This is a genomic window from Stenotrophomonas sp. NLF4-10, from assembly GCF_022359915.1.
Classification (GTDB): Bacteria; Pseudomonadota; Gammaproteobacteria; order Xanthomonadales; family Xanthomonadaceae; genus Stenotrophomonas; species Stenotrophomonas daejeonensis.
This window is the reverse complement of record NZ_JAKSEE010000003.1, coordinates 977,672-994,857: the sequence shown is the minus strand read 5'-3', so window position 1 is coordinate 994,857 and position 17,186 is coordinate 977,672. Positions and strand designations below refer to the sequence as shown.

Below are 17,186 nucleotides of genomic sequence, written 5' to 3'. Positions count from 1 at the left end.
ATCGCGCACCAAGGTGCGCTCCTACCCCGGCGGCCGCCCTCAAAATTCAAACATTCGATTAAATCGCCGCCAAGTTCGCCGAACTGGACAGCATTGCCGGCTTCGCTCAGACTCCCGCCCTTTCCCACCCACCGCTGGCACATGGCAAGACTGCTGGTCCTCCACGGCCCCAACCTGAACCTGCTCGGCAGCCGCGAGCCTGAGGTCTACGGGCACACCACGCTGGCCGGCATCGACGCGGCGCTGGCCGCGCAGGCGCTGGCCGCCGGGCACGTGCTGGAGAGCCTGCAGTCCAACGCCGAGCACGTGCTGGTCGAGCGGGTGCAGGCCGCCCGTGGCGACGGCACCGCCTTCATCCTGATCAACCCGGCCGCCTTCACCCATACCTCGGTCGCGCTGCGCGACGCGCTGGCGGCGGTGGCCGTCCCGTTCATCGAAATCCACCTGTCCAACCCGCACGCCCGCGAACCCTTCCGCCAGCACAGCTATTTCAGCGACAAGGCGGTCGGCGTGGTCTGCGGCTTCGGCGCGGACAGCTACCGCTACGCCCTGGACGCCGCCCTGCAGCGGCTCTGACCCCATTCCCCGGCGGCGGTGCGCGAACGCGCCGCCGCCGACAACACCCAAGAGGCTCTCTATGGACCTGCGCAAAATCAAGAAGCTGATCGACCTGCTGGAAGAGTCGAACCTGGCCGAGATCGAGATCAAGGAAGGCGAAGAATCCGTGCGCCTGTCGCGCACCCCGGTCGGCGGCTACGTGCCGGCGCCGGTGGCCGTCGCCGCGCCGGTCCACGCCCCGGCCCCGGCCGCGGCCCCGAGCATGCCGATGAACTCGCCGACCGAGGCCTCCACCGGCGGCACCGCCAAGCCGGGCAACGCCCTGCCGGACGGCCACGTGCAGCGCGCGCCGATGGTGGGCACCTATTACGCCTCCGCCGCCCCGGACAAGCCGCCGTTCGTCAGCGTCGGCCAGCAGGTCAAGGCCGGCGAGACGCTGGCGATCATCGAGGCGATGAAGATGTTCAACCCGATCGAGGCCGAGGTGTCCGGCACCGTGGTCGCCATCCTCGGCGAAAGCGGCAACCCGGTGGAGTTCGACCAGCCGCTGTTCGTGATCGCCTGAGGCGCCGGCCATGCTCGACAAGGTCGTAATCGCCAACCGTGGTGAAATCGCGCTGCGCATCCTGCGCGCGTGCCACACCCTGGGCATCCGCACGGTCGCGGTGCATTCCACCGTCGACCGCAACCTCAAGCACGTGGCGATGGCCGACGAGTCGGTGTGCATCGGCCCGGCGCCGTCGTCGGAGAGCTACCTCAACATCCCGGCGCTGATCGCCGCGGCCGAGGTCACCGACGCGCAGGCCATCCACCCCGGCTACGGCTTCCTGTCGGAGAACGCCGACTTCGCCGAGCGCGTGGAGCAGTCCGGCTTCATCTTCATCGGCCCCAAGGCCGACACCATCCGCCTGATGGGCGACAAGGTAGAGGCGATCCGCGCGATGAAGGCCGCCGGCGTGCCGTGCGTGCCCGGCTCGGGCGGCCCGCTCGGCGACGATGCCGCCGCCAACATCAAGATCGCCCGCGAGATCGGCTACCCGGTCATCGTCAAGGCCGCCGGCGGCGGCGGCGGCCGCGGCATGCGCGTGGTGCATTCGGAAGCGGCGCTGGTCAACGCCATCGCCACCACCAAGCAGGAAGCCAAGGCTGCGTTCGGCAACGACATGGTCTACATGGAGAAGTTCCTGGAGAACCCACGCCACGTGGAGATCCAGGTGCTGGCCGACGGCCAGGGCGGCGCCATCCACCTCGGCGAGCGCGACTGCTCGATGCAGCGCCGCCACCAGAAGGTGGTGGAGGAAGCGCCGGCGCCGGGCATCACCGCGGAGCTGCGCGAGGAAATCGGCAAGGTCTGCGTGGAAGCCTGCATCCGCATCGGCTACCGCGGCGCCGGCACCTTCGAGTTCCTGTTCGAGAATGGCCGTTTCTACTTCATCGAGATGAACACCCGCATCCAGGTGGAGCATCCGGTGACCGAGCTGATCACCGGCATCGACCTGGTCGCCGAGCAGCTGAAGATCGCCGCCGGGCACAAGCTGTCGATCAAGCAGAGCGACATCAAGATCAACGGCCACGCCATCGAGTGCCGCATCAACGCCGAGGACCCGGAGACGTTCTTCCCCTGCCCCGGCACCATCACCGGCTTCTACCCGCCAGGCGGCCCGGGCGTGCGCGTGGACACGCACATCTACGGCGGCTACCGGGTGCCGGCCAACTACGACTCGATGATCGGCAAGCTGATCGTGCACGGCCCGGACCGCGACACCGCCATCGCCCGCATGCGGGTGGCGCTGAGCGAGATGGTGGTCGACGGCATCAAGACCAACGTCGCGTTGCAGCAGCGGATCATGCGCGACAAGGGCTTCCAGGCCGGCGGGCAGAACATCCACTACCTGGAAAAGCGCCTGGCCGAGCGCAAGAACCAGTCGATCGCGCTGACCTGAGCCTGCGCCGGCCGACGTTGTGAAGAAGAAGGCGGGGAAACCCGCCTTCTTCCGTTTCGTAGGTCGGGGCTATGCCCCCGACGGCGACACGAATCGTCGGGGGCGTAGCCCCGACCTACCCCCGGTGGTGACGGCCGGCACCCGCCAACGTCCATGCATCCGCTTCGCCGCTCGTCTAGGATGCCCGCTTCCGTTCCGTCGTCGCCGTACCGCCATGCCCTTCCTCGAACTCACCCTGCGCTGCACCGAAGCCACCCAGCCCCGCTACGAGAACGCGCTGGAGGACGTCGGCGCGCTGGCGGTGACCCTGCTCGACGCCGATGCCGACACCGGCAACGAACACGCGATCCTGGAGCCGGGTGTGGGCGAAACCCCGCTGTGGAACGAGCTGGTACTGACCGCGTTGTTCCCCGCGGAAACCAATGCGCTGGCGTTGCTGGCCGCGCTGGAAGCCTTCGACGCCGGGCTGGACTGGAGCAACGCCGGCTTCCGCGCGGTCGAGGACGAGGACTGGGAGCGCGCATGGCTGGACCAGTTCCAGCCGATGCAGTTCGGCCGGCGCACCTGGATCGTGCCGTGGAACCACGAACTGCCCGCAGCCGCGCAGGCCGCCGACGCTGCCGTGGTGCGGCTGGACCCCGGCCTCGCCTTCGGCTCCGGCACCCACCCGACCACTGCGCTGTGCCTGCGCTGGCTCGACCAGTTGGCCGCCGACGGCGAACTGGCCGGCCGCAGCGTGCTCGATTTCGGCTGCGGCTCCGGCATCCTCGCGCTGGCCGCGCTCAAGCTCGGCGCCGCCAATGCGGCAGGCGTCGATAACGACCCGCAGGCGCTGCTCGCTACCGCCGACAACGGCGAGCGCAACGGCGTGCACATCGCCGCGTACCTGCCCGAGGACGAGCCGGCCGCCACCTACCCGGTCGTGGTCGCCAACATCCTCGCCTCGGCGCTGGACGCACTGGCCGAACGGCTGGCCGCGCGCGTGGCGCCGGGCGGGCGCATCGCCCTGTCCGGCATCCTGCACGGGCAGGAAGGCGAATTGCTGGAGCGCTATGCGGCATGGTTCGAGCAACTGCAAACCGCGCAGGACGGCGACTGGATGCGCATCACCGGCGTGCGCCGTGCTTGAATGGGGCCAGTCCCACGGCCCTCGATGCGCATGACCGCCGAAACCCCGCCCGACCGCCGCCCGCTCGCCACCTTCCTGCACGGCCCGCAGGCCGAAGCCGGCAACGCAGCCGCCGCAACCGGCGACACGCCGGCACCGGCCACGGATGAAACCGGCGACGAGGCTGGCGACGAAACCGGGGCCATCGCCGATGCCGCACCGACCGACGACGCCATTGCCGTCGAGGCGGCCACACCGGAACCGGCGGTACCGGCGGCGACCACCGCTGCCCCGGCCTTCCTCCGTGGCCCGCGCCCGGCGCTGCGCACGCCACGCTGGCAATGGGGGCTGGTCGCCGTGCTCGGCATGCTGCTGCTGCTGCAGATCGCCGTGGCCGACCGCGCCCGCCTTGCCGGCGACGCCCGCACCCGCCCGCTGATCGCCGCGGTGTGCACGGTGCTGCGCTGCGCCCTGCCGGCCTGGCACGAGCCGGCGGCCTACACCATGCTCCAACGCGAGGTGCGGCCGCTGGCCGGCCAGCCCGGCGTGCTGCAGGTACAGGCCAGCTTCCGCAACGACGCGCGCTGGGCGCAGGCGTGGCCGGCGCTGCGGTTGTCGCTGTCCGACGCCGACGGCCGCGTCATCGGCCGCCGTACCCTGCAGCCGGGCGACTACCTCGACCCCGCGCAGGGCCCGCGGCAGCTGCTCGAACCCGGCCAGAGCGCGCAGGTGGCGTTCCTGCTGCGCGAACCGTCGGCGGCCACCGTCGCCTATACCTTCGAGTTCCGCTGACCATACCGGCCGGCATGACGCCACCACGGCCCACGCGCTAGACTGCCCCCTTCCACCGCCGGCCGCGTTCGCGCCCCGGCCACGTCGAATCCGGGAATCCCCTTGAACGCTGCCCCCTCCCGTCCTGACAGCAGTCGTGGCGCTCCGAAGCCGCCGCTGCGCGAACACGTCGCCCAGTCCGTGCGCCGTTACCTGCGCGACCTCGACGGCTGCGAGGCCGACGATGTCTACGAGATCGTGCTGCGCGAAATGGAGATCCCGCTGTTCGTGGAAGTGCTCAACCACTGCGAGGGCAACCAGAGCCGCGCCGCGGCGATGCTCGGCATCCACCGCGCCACCCTGCGCAAGAAGCTCAAGGAATACGGACTGGCGTGAGGCGAGGGTAGCTCTCTGGTGGGTGCCGACCATTGGTCGGCACGGGCCATCAACCGCCCGGCGCTTCGCGCCGCCGCCGCGACCAACGGTCGGGCGCCACCGCATGGCCGCTGCGGCGGTCACCGCTGCAACCAAACCCCGGGGCCGCGGGCCGCTACAATACCGGCCCGTTTCCGCTTCCCCCGCACCTCATGTCCGCTGATCTGCTGCCCGTGCGCCGGGCCCTGCTGTCCGTTTCCGACAAGACCGGCCTGGTCGAACTGGCCCGCGCGCTGGCCGCGCGCAACGTCGAACTGCTGTCCACCGGCGGCACCGCCAAGGCGATCCGCGAGGCCGAGCTGCCGGTCAAGGACGTGTCCGACGCCACCGGCTTCCCGGAAATGATGGATGGCCGGGTCAAGACCCTGCACCCGGTGGTGCACGGCGGCCTGCTCGGCCGCGCCGGGCTGGATGATGCGGTGATGGCCGAGCACGGCATCGCCCCGATCGACCTGCTGGTGCTGAACCTGTACCCGTTCGAGGCGGTCACCGCCAAAGCGGACTGCACCCTGGCCGACGCGGTGGAGAACATCGACATCGGCGGCCCGGCGATGCTGCGCAGCGCGGCCAAGAACTTCGCCCGCGTCGCCGTGGCCACCAGCCCGGAGCAGTACGACGCGCTGCTGGCCGAGCTGGACGCCAACGACGGCAAGCTGTCCGCCGCCAAGCGCTTCGCACTGTCGGTGGCCGCGTTCAACCGCGTGGCGCAGTACGACGCGGCGATCGGCAACTACCTTTCCTCGGTCACCGACGCCAGCGCCACCGTGCCGGCGCGCGAGGCGTTCCCGGCGCAGATGAGCTCCACTTTCGTGAAGGTGATGGACCTGCGCTACGGCGAGAACCCGCACCAGCAGGCTGCGTTCTACCGCGACCTGCATCCGGCGCCGGGCTCGCTGGCGACGTTTACCCAGTTGCAGGGCAAGGAACTGAGCTACAACAACATCGCCGACTCCGACGCCGCGTGGGAATGCGTGCGCCAGTTCGATGCGCCGGCCTGCGTCATCGTCAAGCACGCCAACCCGTGCGGCGTGGCCGTCGCCGCCAGCGTCGGCGACGCCTACGAGCAGGCCTACGCCACCGACCCGACCAGCGCCTTCGGCGGCATCCTCGCCTTCAACCGCACGCTGGACGCGAAGACCGCGCAGACCATCCTCGACCGCCAGTTCGTCGAAGTGCTGATCGCCCCGGACTACGAACCGGCCGCGCTGGACTACGCGACGAAGAAAGCCAACGTGCGCGTGCTGCGCATCCCCACCGCGGCGGCGGCGCCGGGTTTCATCGACAGCAAGCGCGTCGGTTCGGGCCTGCTGCTGCAAAGCGCCGACGACCGCGTGGTCACGCGCGACGAGTTGAAGGTGGTGAGCAATATTGCACCCACCGAAGCGCAGTTCGCCGACCTGCTGTTCGCATGGAAGGTGGCCAAGTTCGTCAAGTCCAACGCGATCGTCTATGCGAAGGACCAGCGCACCATCGGCGTCGGCGCCGGGCAGATGAGCCGCGTGTATTCGGCCCGCATCGCCGGCATCAAGGCCAACGATGCGGGCTTGGTGGTACCGGGCTCGGTGATGGCCTCCGATGCGTTCTTCCCGTTCCGCGACGGCCTCGACGCCGCCGCCGAAGCCGGCATCAGCGCGGTGATCCAGCCGGGCGGTTCGATGCGCGACGCCGAGGTGATCGCCGCCGCCGACGAGCACGGCATCGCGATGGTGTTCACCGGCGTGCGCCACTTCCGCCACTGATGGAGCCGGGAACGGGGAACGGGAAACGGGGAATGGCCGCTGCCACGTGGCCCGCGTTGCCGCGCCCGCTATGCATGGCCCTGTTGCTGCCGCTGCTGGCCGCCTGCGGCAATGGCACGCTGGGCGATGCGCAGCGGCAGGCCATCGCCGCGCTCGGCAAACAGCTGCCCGCACCCTACCGTGACGGCCTGATCGTCGATGCCGTGCATCGGCACGGCGACGACCTGGTGTTCGTGATCCGTTCCCCCGACGCCACCGTGGCGGCGGCCAAGGCCAGGCCCGACGTATTCGCGGCCCTGCGGCGCGACGAGGCCGACGCCATCGCCGAGCTGTGCACGAATGCCGCACTGGCACCGGTCTACGCCGCCGGTGGTGGCGTGCGCCGCCGCTTCATCGACGCCGACGGCGCGCAGTTCTTCGAAGTGGCGCTGAAGGCGTCCGACTGCCGCTCCCCATGAATGCCCCCACAGGACTGACCCCATGAAGATCCTCGTCATCGGCTCCGGCGGCCGCGAACACGCCCTGGCCTGGAAGCTGGCGCAGTCGCCGCGCGTGGGCGAAGTGCTCGTCGCCCCGGGCAATGCCGGCACCGCGACCGAATCGAAGTGCCGCAACGTCGCGGTGAAGGTCACCGACATCGACGGCCTGCTGCAACTGGCCCGTGACGAGGCCATCGCGTTGACCGTGGTCGGCCCGGAAGTGCCGCTGGTGGCCGGCGTGGTCGACCGCTTCCGCGCCGCTGGCCTGCGCATCTTCGGGCCCACCGCCGCCGCCGCGCAGCTGGAGGGCAGCAAGGCCTTCGCCAAGGACTTCCTCGCCCGCCACGGCATCCCCACCGCGTTCTACGCGGTGCATACCGAGGTCGAGGCGGCGCTGGCCTACGTGCGCGACAAGGGCGCGCCGATCGTCATCAAGGCCGACGGCCTGGCCGCCGGAAAGGGCGTGATCGTGGCGATGACGCTGGACGAGGCCGAGGCCGCGGTACGCGACATGCTCGCCGGCAATGCCTTCGGCGACGCCGGCGCACGCGTGGTGATCGAGGAGTTCCTCGACGGCGAGGAGGCCAGCTTCATCTCGATGGTCGATGGCCGTGTCGCGCTGCCGATGGCGACCTCGCAGGACCACAAGCGCGTCGGCGACGGCGACACCGGCCCCAACACCGGCGGCATGGGCGCGTACTCGCCGGCGCCGGTGGTCACGCCCGAGGTACACACGCGGGTGATGCGCGAGGTGGTCGAGCCGACCGTGGCCGGCATGATCAAGGACGGCGTGCCGTTCACCGGCTTCCTCTATGCCGGCCTGATGATCGACGCGACCGGCGCGCCGAAGGTCATCGAATTCAACGTGCGCTTCGGCGACCCGGAAACCCAGCCGGTGATGCTGCGCCTGCAATCGGACCTGGTCGATCTGGTCGAGAAGGCCATCGACGGCGCGCTGGCCGGCGTCGAAGCGCAGTGGGACCCGCGCCCGTCGCTGGGCGTGGTGATGGCCGCGCGTCCGTACCCGGAAACGCCGGTCAGCGGCGACGTCATCAGCGGCCTGGACGACGTACCGGCCAGCGCCAAGGTCTTCCACGCAGGCACCGCGCTGGACGCCGCCGGCAACGTGGTCAGCGCCGGCGGCCGCGTGCTGTGCGTGGCCGCGCTGGGCGACAGCGTGTCCGACGCGCAGAAGCATGCCTATGCCGGCGTGCACAAGATCCGCTGGGCCAACGCGTTCCACCGCAACGACATCGGCTGGCGCGCCATCGCCCGCGAGCAGCAATGACGTAGGTCGGGGCTACGGCCCCGACGGCGCATGGATGGCGCCGCCGCGGCCCTGCGTGATGCGTGATGGCGTGTCGGGGGCGTAGCCCCGACCTACCGGTGCACGCTGCCGATGCTCGCCGCCGGATAGCGCGCCCCGGCGACCGCATCGACCGGGAACACCGCGTCGATCCGCGCCAGTTCATCGGCATCCAGCGCCACGTCCAGCGCGCCGAGGTTTTCTTCCAGATAGGCCAAGCGCTTGGTACCCGGAATCGGCACCAGGTCGTCGCCGCGCGCCAGCACCCACGCCAGCGCCAGCTGTCCGGCGCTGATGCCCTTGTCCGCGGCGATGGCGCGCACCTGTTCCACCAATGCCAGGTTGCGGGCGAAGTTGTCGCCCTGGAAACGCGGCGAATGGCGGCGGTAGTCGTCCGCGTCGAAGTCCTCCGGCGTGCGGATCGCGCCGGTCAGGAAGCCGCGCCCCAGCGGCGAGTACGGCACGAAGCCGATGCCCAGCTCGCGCACCGTAGCCAGCACGCCATTCTGCTCCGGTTCGCGCGACCACAGCGAATACTCGGTCTGCAACGCGGTGATCGGGTGTACCGCATGCGCACGGCGGATCGTCTCCGGCGCCGCCTCGGACAGGCCCAGCCAGCGCACCTTGCCCTGCTCGACCAGCCGCGCCATCGCGCCCACGGTGTCCTCGATCGGCACCTGCGGATCGACCCGGTGCTGGTAGTACAGGTCGACGTGATCGACGCCCAGCCGCTTCAGGCTGGCCTCGCAGGCCGCCTGCACGTACTCGGGGCGGCCATCGACGCCGCGCGCCTGCGGATCGGACGGGTCCAAGCGGACGCCGAATTTGGTGGCCAGGATCACCTGGCCGCGGCGGCCGGCGATGGCCCGGCCAACCAGCATTTCGTTGGTGTGCGGGCCGTACATGTCGGCGGTGTCGAGCAGGGTGACGCCGCGTTCCAGCGCGCGGTGGATCACCGCGATGGCCGCGGCATCGTCGCCACGGCCGCCGTAGAACGCGCTCATGCCCATGCAGCCGAGGCCGAGGGCGGAAACCGTGGGGCCGTTGCGGCCGAGGGTGCGGGTCTGCATCGCGATGCTCCGGGGGAAAGGGAGGGCCACTGTAGGACGTGGGCTTCAGGCGATAAATCAGGATAATCTTCAACTTCAATGAAGCATGACTTCACAATCAATCCTGCCCTGCTGCCCGCACTGGCGGCCTTCGCCTGCGTGGCGCGGCACGCCAGTTTCAGCCGCGCGGCCATCGAACTGGGCATGTCGCCCTCGGCGCTGTCGCAGTCGGTGCGCAGCCTGGAGCGGCGGCTGGGCGCGCGCCTGCTGCACCGGACCACGCGCCGGGTCGGGCTGACCGAATCCGGCGAACGGCTATTGCGCGAAACCCTGCCGGCACTGGCGCGCATCGGCGGCGCATTGCAGGCACTGGAGGAAAGCCGCGACGTACCCGCCGGGCACCTGCGCATCACCACGCCGCGGATCGCGGTCGAACGGCTGCTGCTGCCGCACCTGCCGGCATTCTGTGCGCTTTACCCGCAGGTGGAGGTCGAGCTGGAAGTGCAGGCGGCGCTGACCGACCTGGTCGCCGAGGGTTTCGATGCCGGCATCCGCCTCGGCGAATCGCTGGCCGACGGCATGGTCGCGGTGCCGCTGGGTCCGCCGCAGCGGCTGGTGGTGGTCGGCGCCCCCGCCTACCTGCAACGGCACCCGCCACCGGACACGCCCGAAGCACTGGCCGCGCACGTGTGCATGCGTTACCGCCGCAGCGACGGCCGGCTGATGCCGTGGGAATTCACCCGCAACGGCCAGGATTTCAGCGTCGAGGTCGGCGGCGGGCCGATCTTCAACGACAGCGGGCTGGGCCGGCGCATGGCCATCGCCGGGCTGGGGCTGGCGCAGGTGTTCGAGGCCGCCGCCGCGGACGACCTCGCCGCCGGGCGGCTGCTGCGCGTGCTCGACGACTGGCAGCCGCCGTTCCCCGGCTTCCACCTGTACTACCCCTCGCGGGAACAGCTGGCGCCCAAGCTGCGGGTGTTCGTCGACTTCATGCGCGAGGCCAACGGCGCGCCGCCGTAGGTCGGGGCCACGTCCCCGACGCTTAACGCAATACGTGCCGGATGCGCCGCGCGTCGGGGACGTGGCCCCGACCTACCCGCTCTCCGGAAGCCCCTCCCTCCCCGCACCATCACGCGCTTGCCCCCGCAATGCCTCGCACTGCAATCTGGCACCCCCCCGTCCTGCAATCTTCCGCCCCGGCATGCGCTCCTCCGAACGTCTGTTGACCCGCCTCTGGGCCCACGAAAAGGCCAGCTACGGGTTGCGCGTGTTCGTCGCGCTGTCCACCGTGCTGGCCGCGTGCTGGTACCGCGGCGACCTGCTGCCGCTGCCGTCGCTGTTCCTCGGCATCATCGCCAGCGCCATCGCCGAGACCGACGACAACGGCCGCGGCCGCGCCAAGGCGGTGCTGTTGTCGCTGCTGTGCTTCGTCACCGCGGCGGCGGCGGTGATCCAGTTGTTCGCGATGCCGCTGGCCTTCGTCGCCGCGCTGGCGCTGGCCGCGTTCGCGCTGACCCTGCTCGGCGCGCTCGGCGAACGCTACGCCTCCATCGGCCAGGCCACGGTGACGCTGGCGATCTACATGATGGTCGCCCTCGACCAGCAGCCGGACGCCGACGCCGCGCAGGCCTGGCGCGAGGCCTGGCTGCTGCTGGCCGGCGCGGCCTGGTACGGCCTGCTGTCGATCCTGTGGACGGTGATGTTCGCCAACCGCCCGGTGCGCGAGCGGCTGGCGCGGCTGTACGCCGAACTGGGCCGTTACCTGCAACTGAAGGCCGACCTGTTCGAGCCGGTGCGGAATGGCGGGCTCGAAGCGCGGCAACTGGCGCTGGCCGAGCAGAACGTGCGCGTGGTGCAGGCACTGGACGCCGCCAAGACCGCCATCCTCAGCCGCTTCGGCCGCTCCGGTCGGCCGGGCGTGCAGTCCGGCCTGTACTTCCGCCTGTACTACATGGCGCAGGATTTCCACGAGCGCGCCAGTTCCTCGCACTATCCCTACGAAGCGCTGACCGAGGCGTTCTTCCACAGCGACGTGCTGTACCGCTGCCGCCGGCTGCTGACCCTGCAGGGCCAGGCCTGCGCCGCGCTGGGCCAGGCCATCCGCCTGCGCCAGCCGTTCGACTACGGCGACAAGTGCCGGCAGGCCGGGCAGGACCTGCAACAGTCGCTGCGCTACCTGCGCGGGCAACCCGACCCGCGCTGGCGGCTGCTGGGCTCGCTGCAACTGCTGGAAACCAACCTGTCCAACATCGCCCGGCAGCTGTCCGAGGCCTCGCTGGCCGATACCCCGCTGGAAGGCATCGACACCCGCCTGCGCGACTCCTCGCCGCACACCCTGCGCGAAATGGCCACGCGCCTGCGCCAGGCACTGACCCCCGGCTCGCTGCTGTTCCGCCACGGCGTGCGCATCGCGCTGGCGCTGACCGCCGGCTATGCGCTGCTCAAGCTGGTGCACCCGCAGAATGGCTACTGGATATTGCTGACCGTCGTGTTCGTGTGCCGCCCGCATTTCGGCGCCACCCGGCTGCGGCTGGTGCAGCGCGTGGCCGGCACGCTGCTCGGCCTGGGCGTGACGTGGGCGCTGATGCAGCTGTTCCCGGGCACCGCGTTGCAACTGCTGCTGGCGCTGGCCGCCGCGCTGCTGTTCTTCGTCACCCGCAACGAGCGCTACGTCATCGCCACCGCCGCGATCACGCTGATGGCGCTGCTGTGCTTCAACCTGCTCGGCGACGATGGTTTCGTGCTGATCTGGCCGCGGCTGCTGGACACGCTGATCGGCGGCGCCATCGCGGTGGCGGCCTCGCTGCTGGTCCTGCCCGACTGGCAGGGCCGGCGCCTGCACCGGGTGATGGCGCAGGTGGCGGCCACCTGTACCGGCTACCTGGACGCGGTGCTGGGCCAGTACCGCAGCGGCATGCGCGACGACCTGCCCTACCGCGTCGCCCGCCGCGACATGCACAACGCCGACGTGGCGCTGTCGGTGGCATTGTCCAACATGCTGCGCGAGCCCAGCTACGCGCGCGGCAACCTCGACGCCGGCTTCCGCTTCCTGGCCCTGTCCAACACCCTGCTCGGCTACCTGTCGGCGCTGGGTGCGCACCGCGCGCAGGCGGCGGCGGTCGAAGGCGACCCGCTGATCGAGCAGGGCCACCGGCAGTTGCGGCAATCGCTGGCGCAGTTGGCCGACGCGCTGGAACAACGCCAGCCGGCGACACCGCAGGAAGACGAGGTGGCGCTGGCCGATGCGCTGGAACAGCTGCCCGACGACATCGACGACAAGCTGCGGCTGGTGCGCACCCAGCTGGCGCTGATGCTGCGGCTGCTGCCGAAGCTGCGCGCGGCGGCGGCCGAAGCCGTCGGCAACGCCACGTAGGTCGGGGCCATGCCCCCGACGGGCTTTGGCATCAAGACGTCGGGGGCGTGACCCCGACCTACCCTCCTGCCAACCCGGGACTCCTGCTAAGGTGCCGCGCAGAACGCAAGGAGACCCGATGGCCGGCCACAACCAGTTCGCGCTGCTGAAGCAGCGCCGCTTCCTCCCGTTCTTCATCGTCCAGTCGCTGGGCGCGTTCAACGACAACATCTACCGGCAGGCGATCATCGGCCTGCTGTTCTACCTCGGCGTCGGCACCGCCGAACGCACGCTCTACACCAACCTGGCGCCGGCGCTGTTCATCCTGCCCTACTTCCTGTTCTCGGCACTGGCCGGGCAGATCGCCGAGAAGCTGGAGAAGCAGCGGCTGATCGTCATCACCACGATGATGGAAATCGCGATCATGTCGCTGGCCGCCATCGGCTTCCTGCTGCAGAACATGCCGGTGCTGCTGGTGGCGCTGTTCTGCACCGGCCTGCAATCCACCCTGTTCGGGCCGGTGAAGTATTCGGTGCTGCCGTCGATCCTCAAGCCGGAGGAACTGACCGGCGGCAATGGCCTGGTCGAGATGGGCACTTCGCTGTCGATCCTGACCGGCATGATCGCCGGCGGCCTGGTGTTCGTGCTGGCCGGCAGCCACGGCCCGGTCGTGGCGGCGGTGGTGATCATCGCGCTGGCGCTGGCCGGCAACGCCGCCGCGCGGATGATGCCGCGCGTGGACGCCGGCGCGCCGGAGCTGAATATCCGCTGGAACCCGCTGTCCGAATCGCTGGCGGTGCTGCGGCTGGCGAAGAAGCAGGAGGCGGTGCGCAACGCCATCCTCGGCGTGTCGTGGTTCTGGTTCGTCGGCACCGTGCTGACCTCGCAGCTGCCCAGCTATGCGGTGGTCAACCTCGGCGGCGAACCCACGCTCTACATCTTCGCGCTGGCGCTGTTCTCCGTCGGCACCGGCACCGGCTCGCTGCTGTGCGAGAAGCTGTCGGCGCGCACCGTCGAAATCGGCCTGGTGCCGTTGGGCGCGTTCGGCATCAGCGCGTTCCTGCTCGACCTGTATTTCGCCCGCGCCGGCACCGCCACCGCGCAAGGCCTTTCGCTGGCGCAGTTCGTGCAGCAGCCGGGCAGCGCGCGCATCATCGTCGACCTGCTCGGCATCGGCCTGTTCACCGGCTTCTTCGTGGTGCCGCTGTTCGCGCTGATCCAGAGCCGCACGCCGAAATCGGAGATGTCGCGCGTGTTCGCCGCGCTGAACATCCAGAACTCCGGCTTCATCGTGCTGGCCGCGGTCATCGGCCTGCTGCTGCAACTGAAGCAACTGACGCTGTTCGGCCACACCGTGCCCATGCCCGGCCTGAGCATCCCGCAGCTGTTCCTCGCGCTGGCCATCGCCAACACGCTGGTGGCAATCTGGATCTTCAGCATCGTGCCCGAGTTCCTGATGCGCTTCCTCAGCTGGCTGATGGTGCGCACGCTGTACCGGCTGCGCGTGCGCGGCATAGAGGCCAACGTGCCCGACGAGGGCGCGGCGCTGCTGGTCTGCAACCACGTCAGCTACATGGACGCGCTGATCCTGGCGGCGGTGGTGCCGCGCCCGGTGCGCTTCGTCATGTATTACCGGATCTTCAACATCCCGGTGCTGCGCTGGATCTTCCGCACCGCCAAGGCCATCCCCATCGCCAGCCCGAAGGAGGACGCCGGGCTGATGCAGCGCGCCTTCGACGCGGTGGACGCGGCGCTGGCCGAGGGCGAGCTGGTCTGCATCTTCCCCGAGGGTGCATTGACCCGCGACGGCGGCATCGCTGCATTCAGGTCCGGGGTGGAGAAGATCCTCGCCCGGCGCCCGGTGCCAGTGGTACCGATGGCGCTCAAGGGCATGTGGGCCAGCATGTGGAGCCGGCGCGACAGCCGGCTGGGGCGGATGCGCGTGCCACGCCGCTTCCGCGCCAATGTCGAAGTCGTCGCCGGCGCCGCCGTCGATGGCGCCGCCACCGACGCGGCGCAACTGGAGGCCGCGGTGCGCGCGCTGCGCGGCGACGATGCTTGAAGCCACACCCGGCCACTGGCTACGCTAGCGCCACGGTCGCGATGGACACGCCACGCAGACACCGACAAGGGGAAAACATGGACAACACCACGCCACCGCCGCCGCCCACGCCCGTCGTGGCGCCGCAGCAGGTGCACCATCACCACCACTACCCGCCGAAATCCGGCGGCACCGCCGCGTTGCTGGAGGCCCTGCCCGGCATCTTCCAGGTGTTCGGCATCGGCCACATGTACGCCGGCAACGTCGGCACCGGGCTGATCATCATGTTCGGCTACTGGGCGGTGGCCTTCGTCAACTTCCTGCTCTGCTTCGTGTTCATCGGCTTCATCACCGGGCCGCTGTGCTGGGTAGCCACGATGATCGTCTCGTCGCTGACCGCGGCCAACGCCTGCAAGACCCGCTGACCCCACTTCCAAACCAACCGGAGCCTTCCCGATGAGCGCAGTGCCCCCTTCCCCTTCCTCGTTCAACACCGCCAAGCCCGTTCCCAACCACCTGTTGTGGTCGATCCTGGTCACGGTGTTCAACTTCCTGGTCTGCTGCATCGCCTGCTGGAACTTCCCGGGCCTGATCACCGGCATCGTCGCCATCGTGTTTTCCTCCAAGGTCAACGCACGGCTCAATGCCGGCGACGTGGCCGGCGCGGAGCAGGCCTCGCGCAACGCCAGGATCTGGGCCTGGGTGACCACCGGCTTCCTGATCCTCGGCGTGCTGGCCTTCTTCATCTCGCTGGCCTTCATGGGCGGCACCGAAGGCTACATGGAGCGGATCGAGGAAATCCGCCAGCAGATCGAAGCCACCCGTTGATGCCCCCAAGGCGCACCCTGCTCCTGGCTGCACTACCGGCCGCCGCCCTGGCGGCCGGTGTCGGCATCTGGGCCCTGCGGACCTTCGACCCCAACCTGCCGGGCAATCCCTTCCCGCCCTGCATTTTCCTCACGCTGACCGGCCATTACTGCGCCGGCTGCGGCATCACCCGCGCCCTGCACGCACTGGTGCACGGCGACCTCGCCACCGCCCTGCGCATGAACGTGCTGGCGACCAGCCTGCTTGCGCTGGTGCCCCCGGTCGCCGCCTGGCATGCCGGCTGGAAGCCGGCAGCACTGCGCCCATTCGCCACGCTGCTGGCTTCGCCGTGGCTGTGGGGCGTGGTGCTGTTCGGGTTCTGGATTGCACGCAATCTGCCGTGGTACCCGTTCAACCTGCTGGCGCCGGGCTGAAAAGCCTCGTTTGCGCGGCGACTTCCCCATGCGCGGTGGCGCGCCGGACAAACCGGCACCTTCCTGCCTGCATGGCGCGGATCGCACGCAACATGCCTTGGTATCCATTCACTCCGCTCGCACCGGGCTGAAAACGCCGCTTCATCGCAGATGCGGGGCTTGCCCCGCATGCGGCCTTCCCGGTAAAGCCCCGTGCCGGGCAAGCCCGGCACCTACGAATCCGGGCCGATGCGAAGCCTGCCCGCATCGAAGCCGCAGTCAGCCAACCCAGCCGGCGATGATCATCAGCGCCAGCACCGCCATCCACAGCAGCAGCATCCGCCACACCACGCTCATCGCGTCGCGCAGCTCGGGGAAGCGCTCGTCGATGGGGACAAGGCCGGCCTCGCGCGCTTCCTCGGCCTCCTCGCCCAGTTCCATGCCGACGCCGGCGCGCGCCGCCTCGCCGAGGAAGTCCAGCTCCAGCGCCCAGCGGTTGCCGGCAGCGCGGCGCCATGCCGAAAACACCGTGTCGAAATTGCCCACCAGCGCCATCGACAGCGCCATCAACTGCGCCACCGGCCATTCCAGCACCGCCAGCGCCCGGCTGCCGCCCTCGTGGCTGGCGCCGGACAACCGCGCCGCCTGCGGCCCCTGCACCGCCTGCGCCAGCAGCCGGTATGCCGCCACGCCGAACGGGCCCAGCAGCAGGAACCAGAACAGCGGCGCGAACCAGCGCCGCAACGCGTTGAACATGACCGCATCGACCAGCGACGCCGCGTCCTCGCGCATGCTGCCACCGGCCGCACGCAGGTGCGCGGTCGCCTGTGCGCGGCTACCGGCATCGTCGGCATCGATCACCGCCTCGACGTCGCGGTCCAGGTCGCGCGGCCCCCAGCACAGCACCAGCACGACGATGCCGTACAACAGCGACGGCAGGCCGTAGAGGCGCTCGTCCAGCAGCCATTGCAGCAGGGCCACCGGCAGCAGCAATGGCACCAGCGCCGGCAGCAGGCCGAAGCGGCCGCGCGCCCACCCGCCCTGCGCCTGCAGCCATGCCAGCCAGCGCCCGAACCAATGCCAGTCGCGCATGGCGGCCATCACGGCCGGGGCCAGATGGCCCAGCACCAATGCCGCGATCACGGCTACCAGGGTAGTGAACATGGGTTACCTCCGCGCCCCGAT

At 70.0% G+C, this 17,186-nt stretch carries 17 protein-coding genes; 15 read left to right on the top strand and 2 right to left on the bottom strand.

The window, feature by feature from the left end; genetic code table 11:
- The first annotated feature begins 141 nt into the window (after positions 1-141).
- The 9 genes from aroQ to purD all read left to right on the top strand — a co-directional run bounded on the left by aroQ (position 142) and on the right by purD (position 8,321).
- Entirely contained in the window at positions 142-576 is a 435-nt protein-coding gene (aroQ, locus tag MIC98_RS04780; protein WP_239736108.1) for a type II 3-dehydroquinate dehydratase, read from the top strand.
- Between the two features lie 61 nt (positions 577-637).
- Positions 638-1,123, top strand: a complete 486-nt coding sequence (gene accB, locus MIC98_RS04775) for an acetyl-CoA carboxylase biotin carboxyl carrier protein (RefSeq protein WP_057639973.1) — start codon at positions 638-640, stop codon at positions 1,121-1,123.
- A 10-nt stretch (positions 1,124-1,133) separates the two neighbouring features.
- The gene (gene accC / locus MIC98_RS04770; RefSeq protein ID WP_057639974.1) at positions 1,134-2,501 is read left to right on the top strand and encodes an acetyl-CoA carboxylase biotin carboxylase subunit; all 1,368 of its coding nucleotides are present in this window, start codon (positions 1,134-1,136) and stop codon (positions 2,499-2,501) included.
- A 214-nt stretch (positions 2,502-2,715) separates the two neighbouring features.
- Complete coding sequence (prmA, locus tag MIC98_RS04765) at positions 2,716-3,630, top strand: 50S ribosomal protein L11 methyltransferase (RefSeq protein WP_239736106.1); 915 nt, start codon at positions 2,716-2,718, stop codon at positions 3,628-3,630.
- Between the two features lie 30 nt (positions 3,631-3,660).
- Positions 3,661-4,401, top strand: a complete 741-nt coding sequence (locus MIC98_RS04760; RefSeq protein ID WP_239736104.1) for a DUF3426 domain-containing protein — start codon at positions 3,661-3,663, stop codon at positions 4,399-4,401.
- 102 nt (positions 4,402-4,503) lie between these two features.
- Positions 4,504-4,776: a DNA-binding transcriptional regulator Fis gene (fis, locus tag MIC98_RS04755; protein WP_057639977.1), complete on the top strand. Its 273-nt coding sequence runs from the start codon at positions 4,504-4,506 to the stop codon at positions 4,774-4,776.
- 191 nt (positions 4,777-4,967) lie between these two features.
- A complete protein-coding gene (gene purH, locus MIC98_RS04750; protein WP_239736101.1) occupies positions 4,968-6,554 on the top strand; it encodes a bifunctional phosphoribosylaminoimidazolecarboxamide formyltransferase/IMP cyclohydrolase in 1,587 nt (528 codons plus the stop codon).
- A 32-nt stretch (positions 6,555-6,586) separates the two neighbouring features.
- The gene (locus MIC98_RS04745; protein WP_239736097.1) at positions 6,587-7,012 is read left to right on the top strand and encodes a hypothetical protein; all 426 of its coding nucleotides are present in this window, start codon (positions 6,587-6,589) and stop codon (positions 7,010-7,012) included.
- A 22-nt stretch (positions 7,013-7,034) separates the two neighbouring features.
- A complete protein-coding gene (purD, locus tag MIC98_RS04740) occupies positions 7,035-8,321 on the top strand; it encodes a phosphoribosylamine--glycine ligase (protein ID WP_239736095.1) in 1,287 nt (428 codons plus the stop codon).
- A 92-nt stretch (positions 8,322-8,413) separates the two neighbouring features.
- On the opposite strand, the gene MIC98_RS04735 is transcribed toward purD, so the two are convergent.
- Complete coding sequence (locus MIC98_RS04735; protein WP_057639981.1) at positions 8,414-9,409, bottom strand: aldo/keto reductase; 996 nt, start codon at positions 9,407-9,409, stop codon at positions 8,414-8,416.
- Between the two features lie 78 nt (positions 9,410-9,487).
- Here MIC98_RS04735 and MIC98_RS04730 point away from each other — a divergent pair, with 78 nt between their 5' ends.
- The 6 genes from MIC98_RS04730 (at position 9,488) to MIC98_RS04705 (ending at position 16,022) form a co-directional block, all read left to right on the top strand.
- Positions 9,488-10,408 (top strand): LysR family transcriptional regulator, encoded by a 921-nt coding sequence (locus MIC98_RS04730; RefSeq protein ID WP_057639982.1) that lies wholly within the window; start codon positions 9,488-9,490, stop codon positions 10,406-10,408.
- 202 nt (positions 10,409-10,610) lie between these two features.
- Positions 10,611-12,761 (top strand): YccS family putative transporter, encoded by a 2,151-nt coding sequence (yccS, locus tag MIC98_RS04725; protein WP_345772147.1) that lies wholly within the window; start codon positions 10,611-10,613, stop codon positions 12,759-12,761.
- A 118-nt stretch (positions 12,762-12,879) separates the two neighbouring features.
- A complete protein-coding gene (locus tag MIC98_RS04720; protein ID WP_239736091.1) occupies positions 12,880-14,802 on the top strand; it encodes an MFS transporter in 1,923 nt (640 codons plus the stop codon).
- Between the two features lie 77 nt (positions 14,803-14,879).
- Complete coding sequence (locus MIC98_RS04715) at positions 14,880-15,206, top strand: hypothetical protein (RefSeq protein WP_239736090.1); 327 nt, start codon at positions 14,880-14,882, stop codon at positions 15,204-15,206.
- A gap of 31 nt (positions 15,207-15,237) precedes the next feature.
- Positions 15,238-15,609, top strand: coding sequence for a CD225/dispanin family protein (locus MIC98_RS04710; RefSeq protein ID WP_083490171.1), 372 nt, complete (start codon positions 15,238-15,240; stop codon positions 15,607-15,609).
- Positions 15,609-16,022 (top strand): DUF2752 domain-containing protein, encoded by a 414-nt coding sequence (locus tag MIC98_RS04705; protein ID WP_057641422.1) that lies wholly within the window; start codon positions 15,609-15,611, stop codon positions 16,020-16,022. The genes MIC98_RS04710 and MIC98_RS04705 overlap by 1 nt, the downstream gene beginning before the upstream one ends.
- Positions 16,023-16,280: 258 nt before the next feature.
- Here the strand turns inward: MIC98_RS04705 and ampE are convergent, their stop codons facing one another.
- Positions 16,281-17,165, bottom strand: coding sequence for a regulatory signaling modulator protein AmpE (ampE, locus tag MIC98_RS04700; protein WP_057641421.1), 885 nt, complete (start codon positions 17,163-17,165; stop codon positions 16,281-16,283).
- Positions 17,166-17,186: the final 21 nt, after the last annotated feature.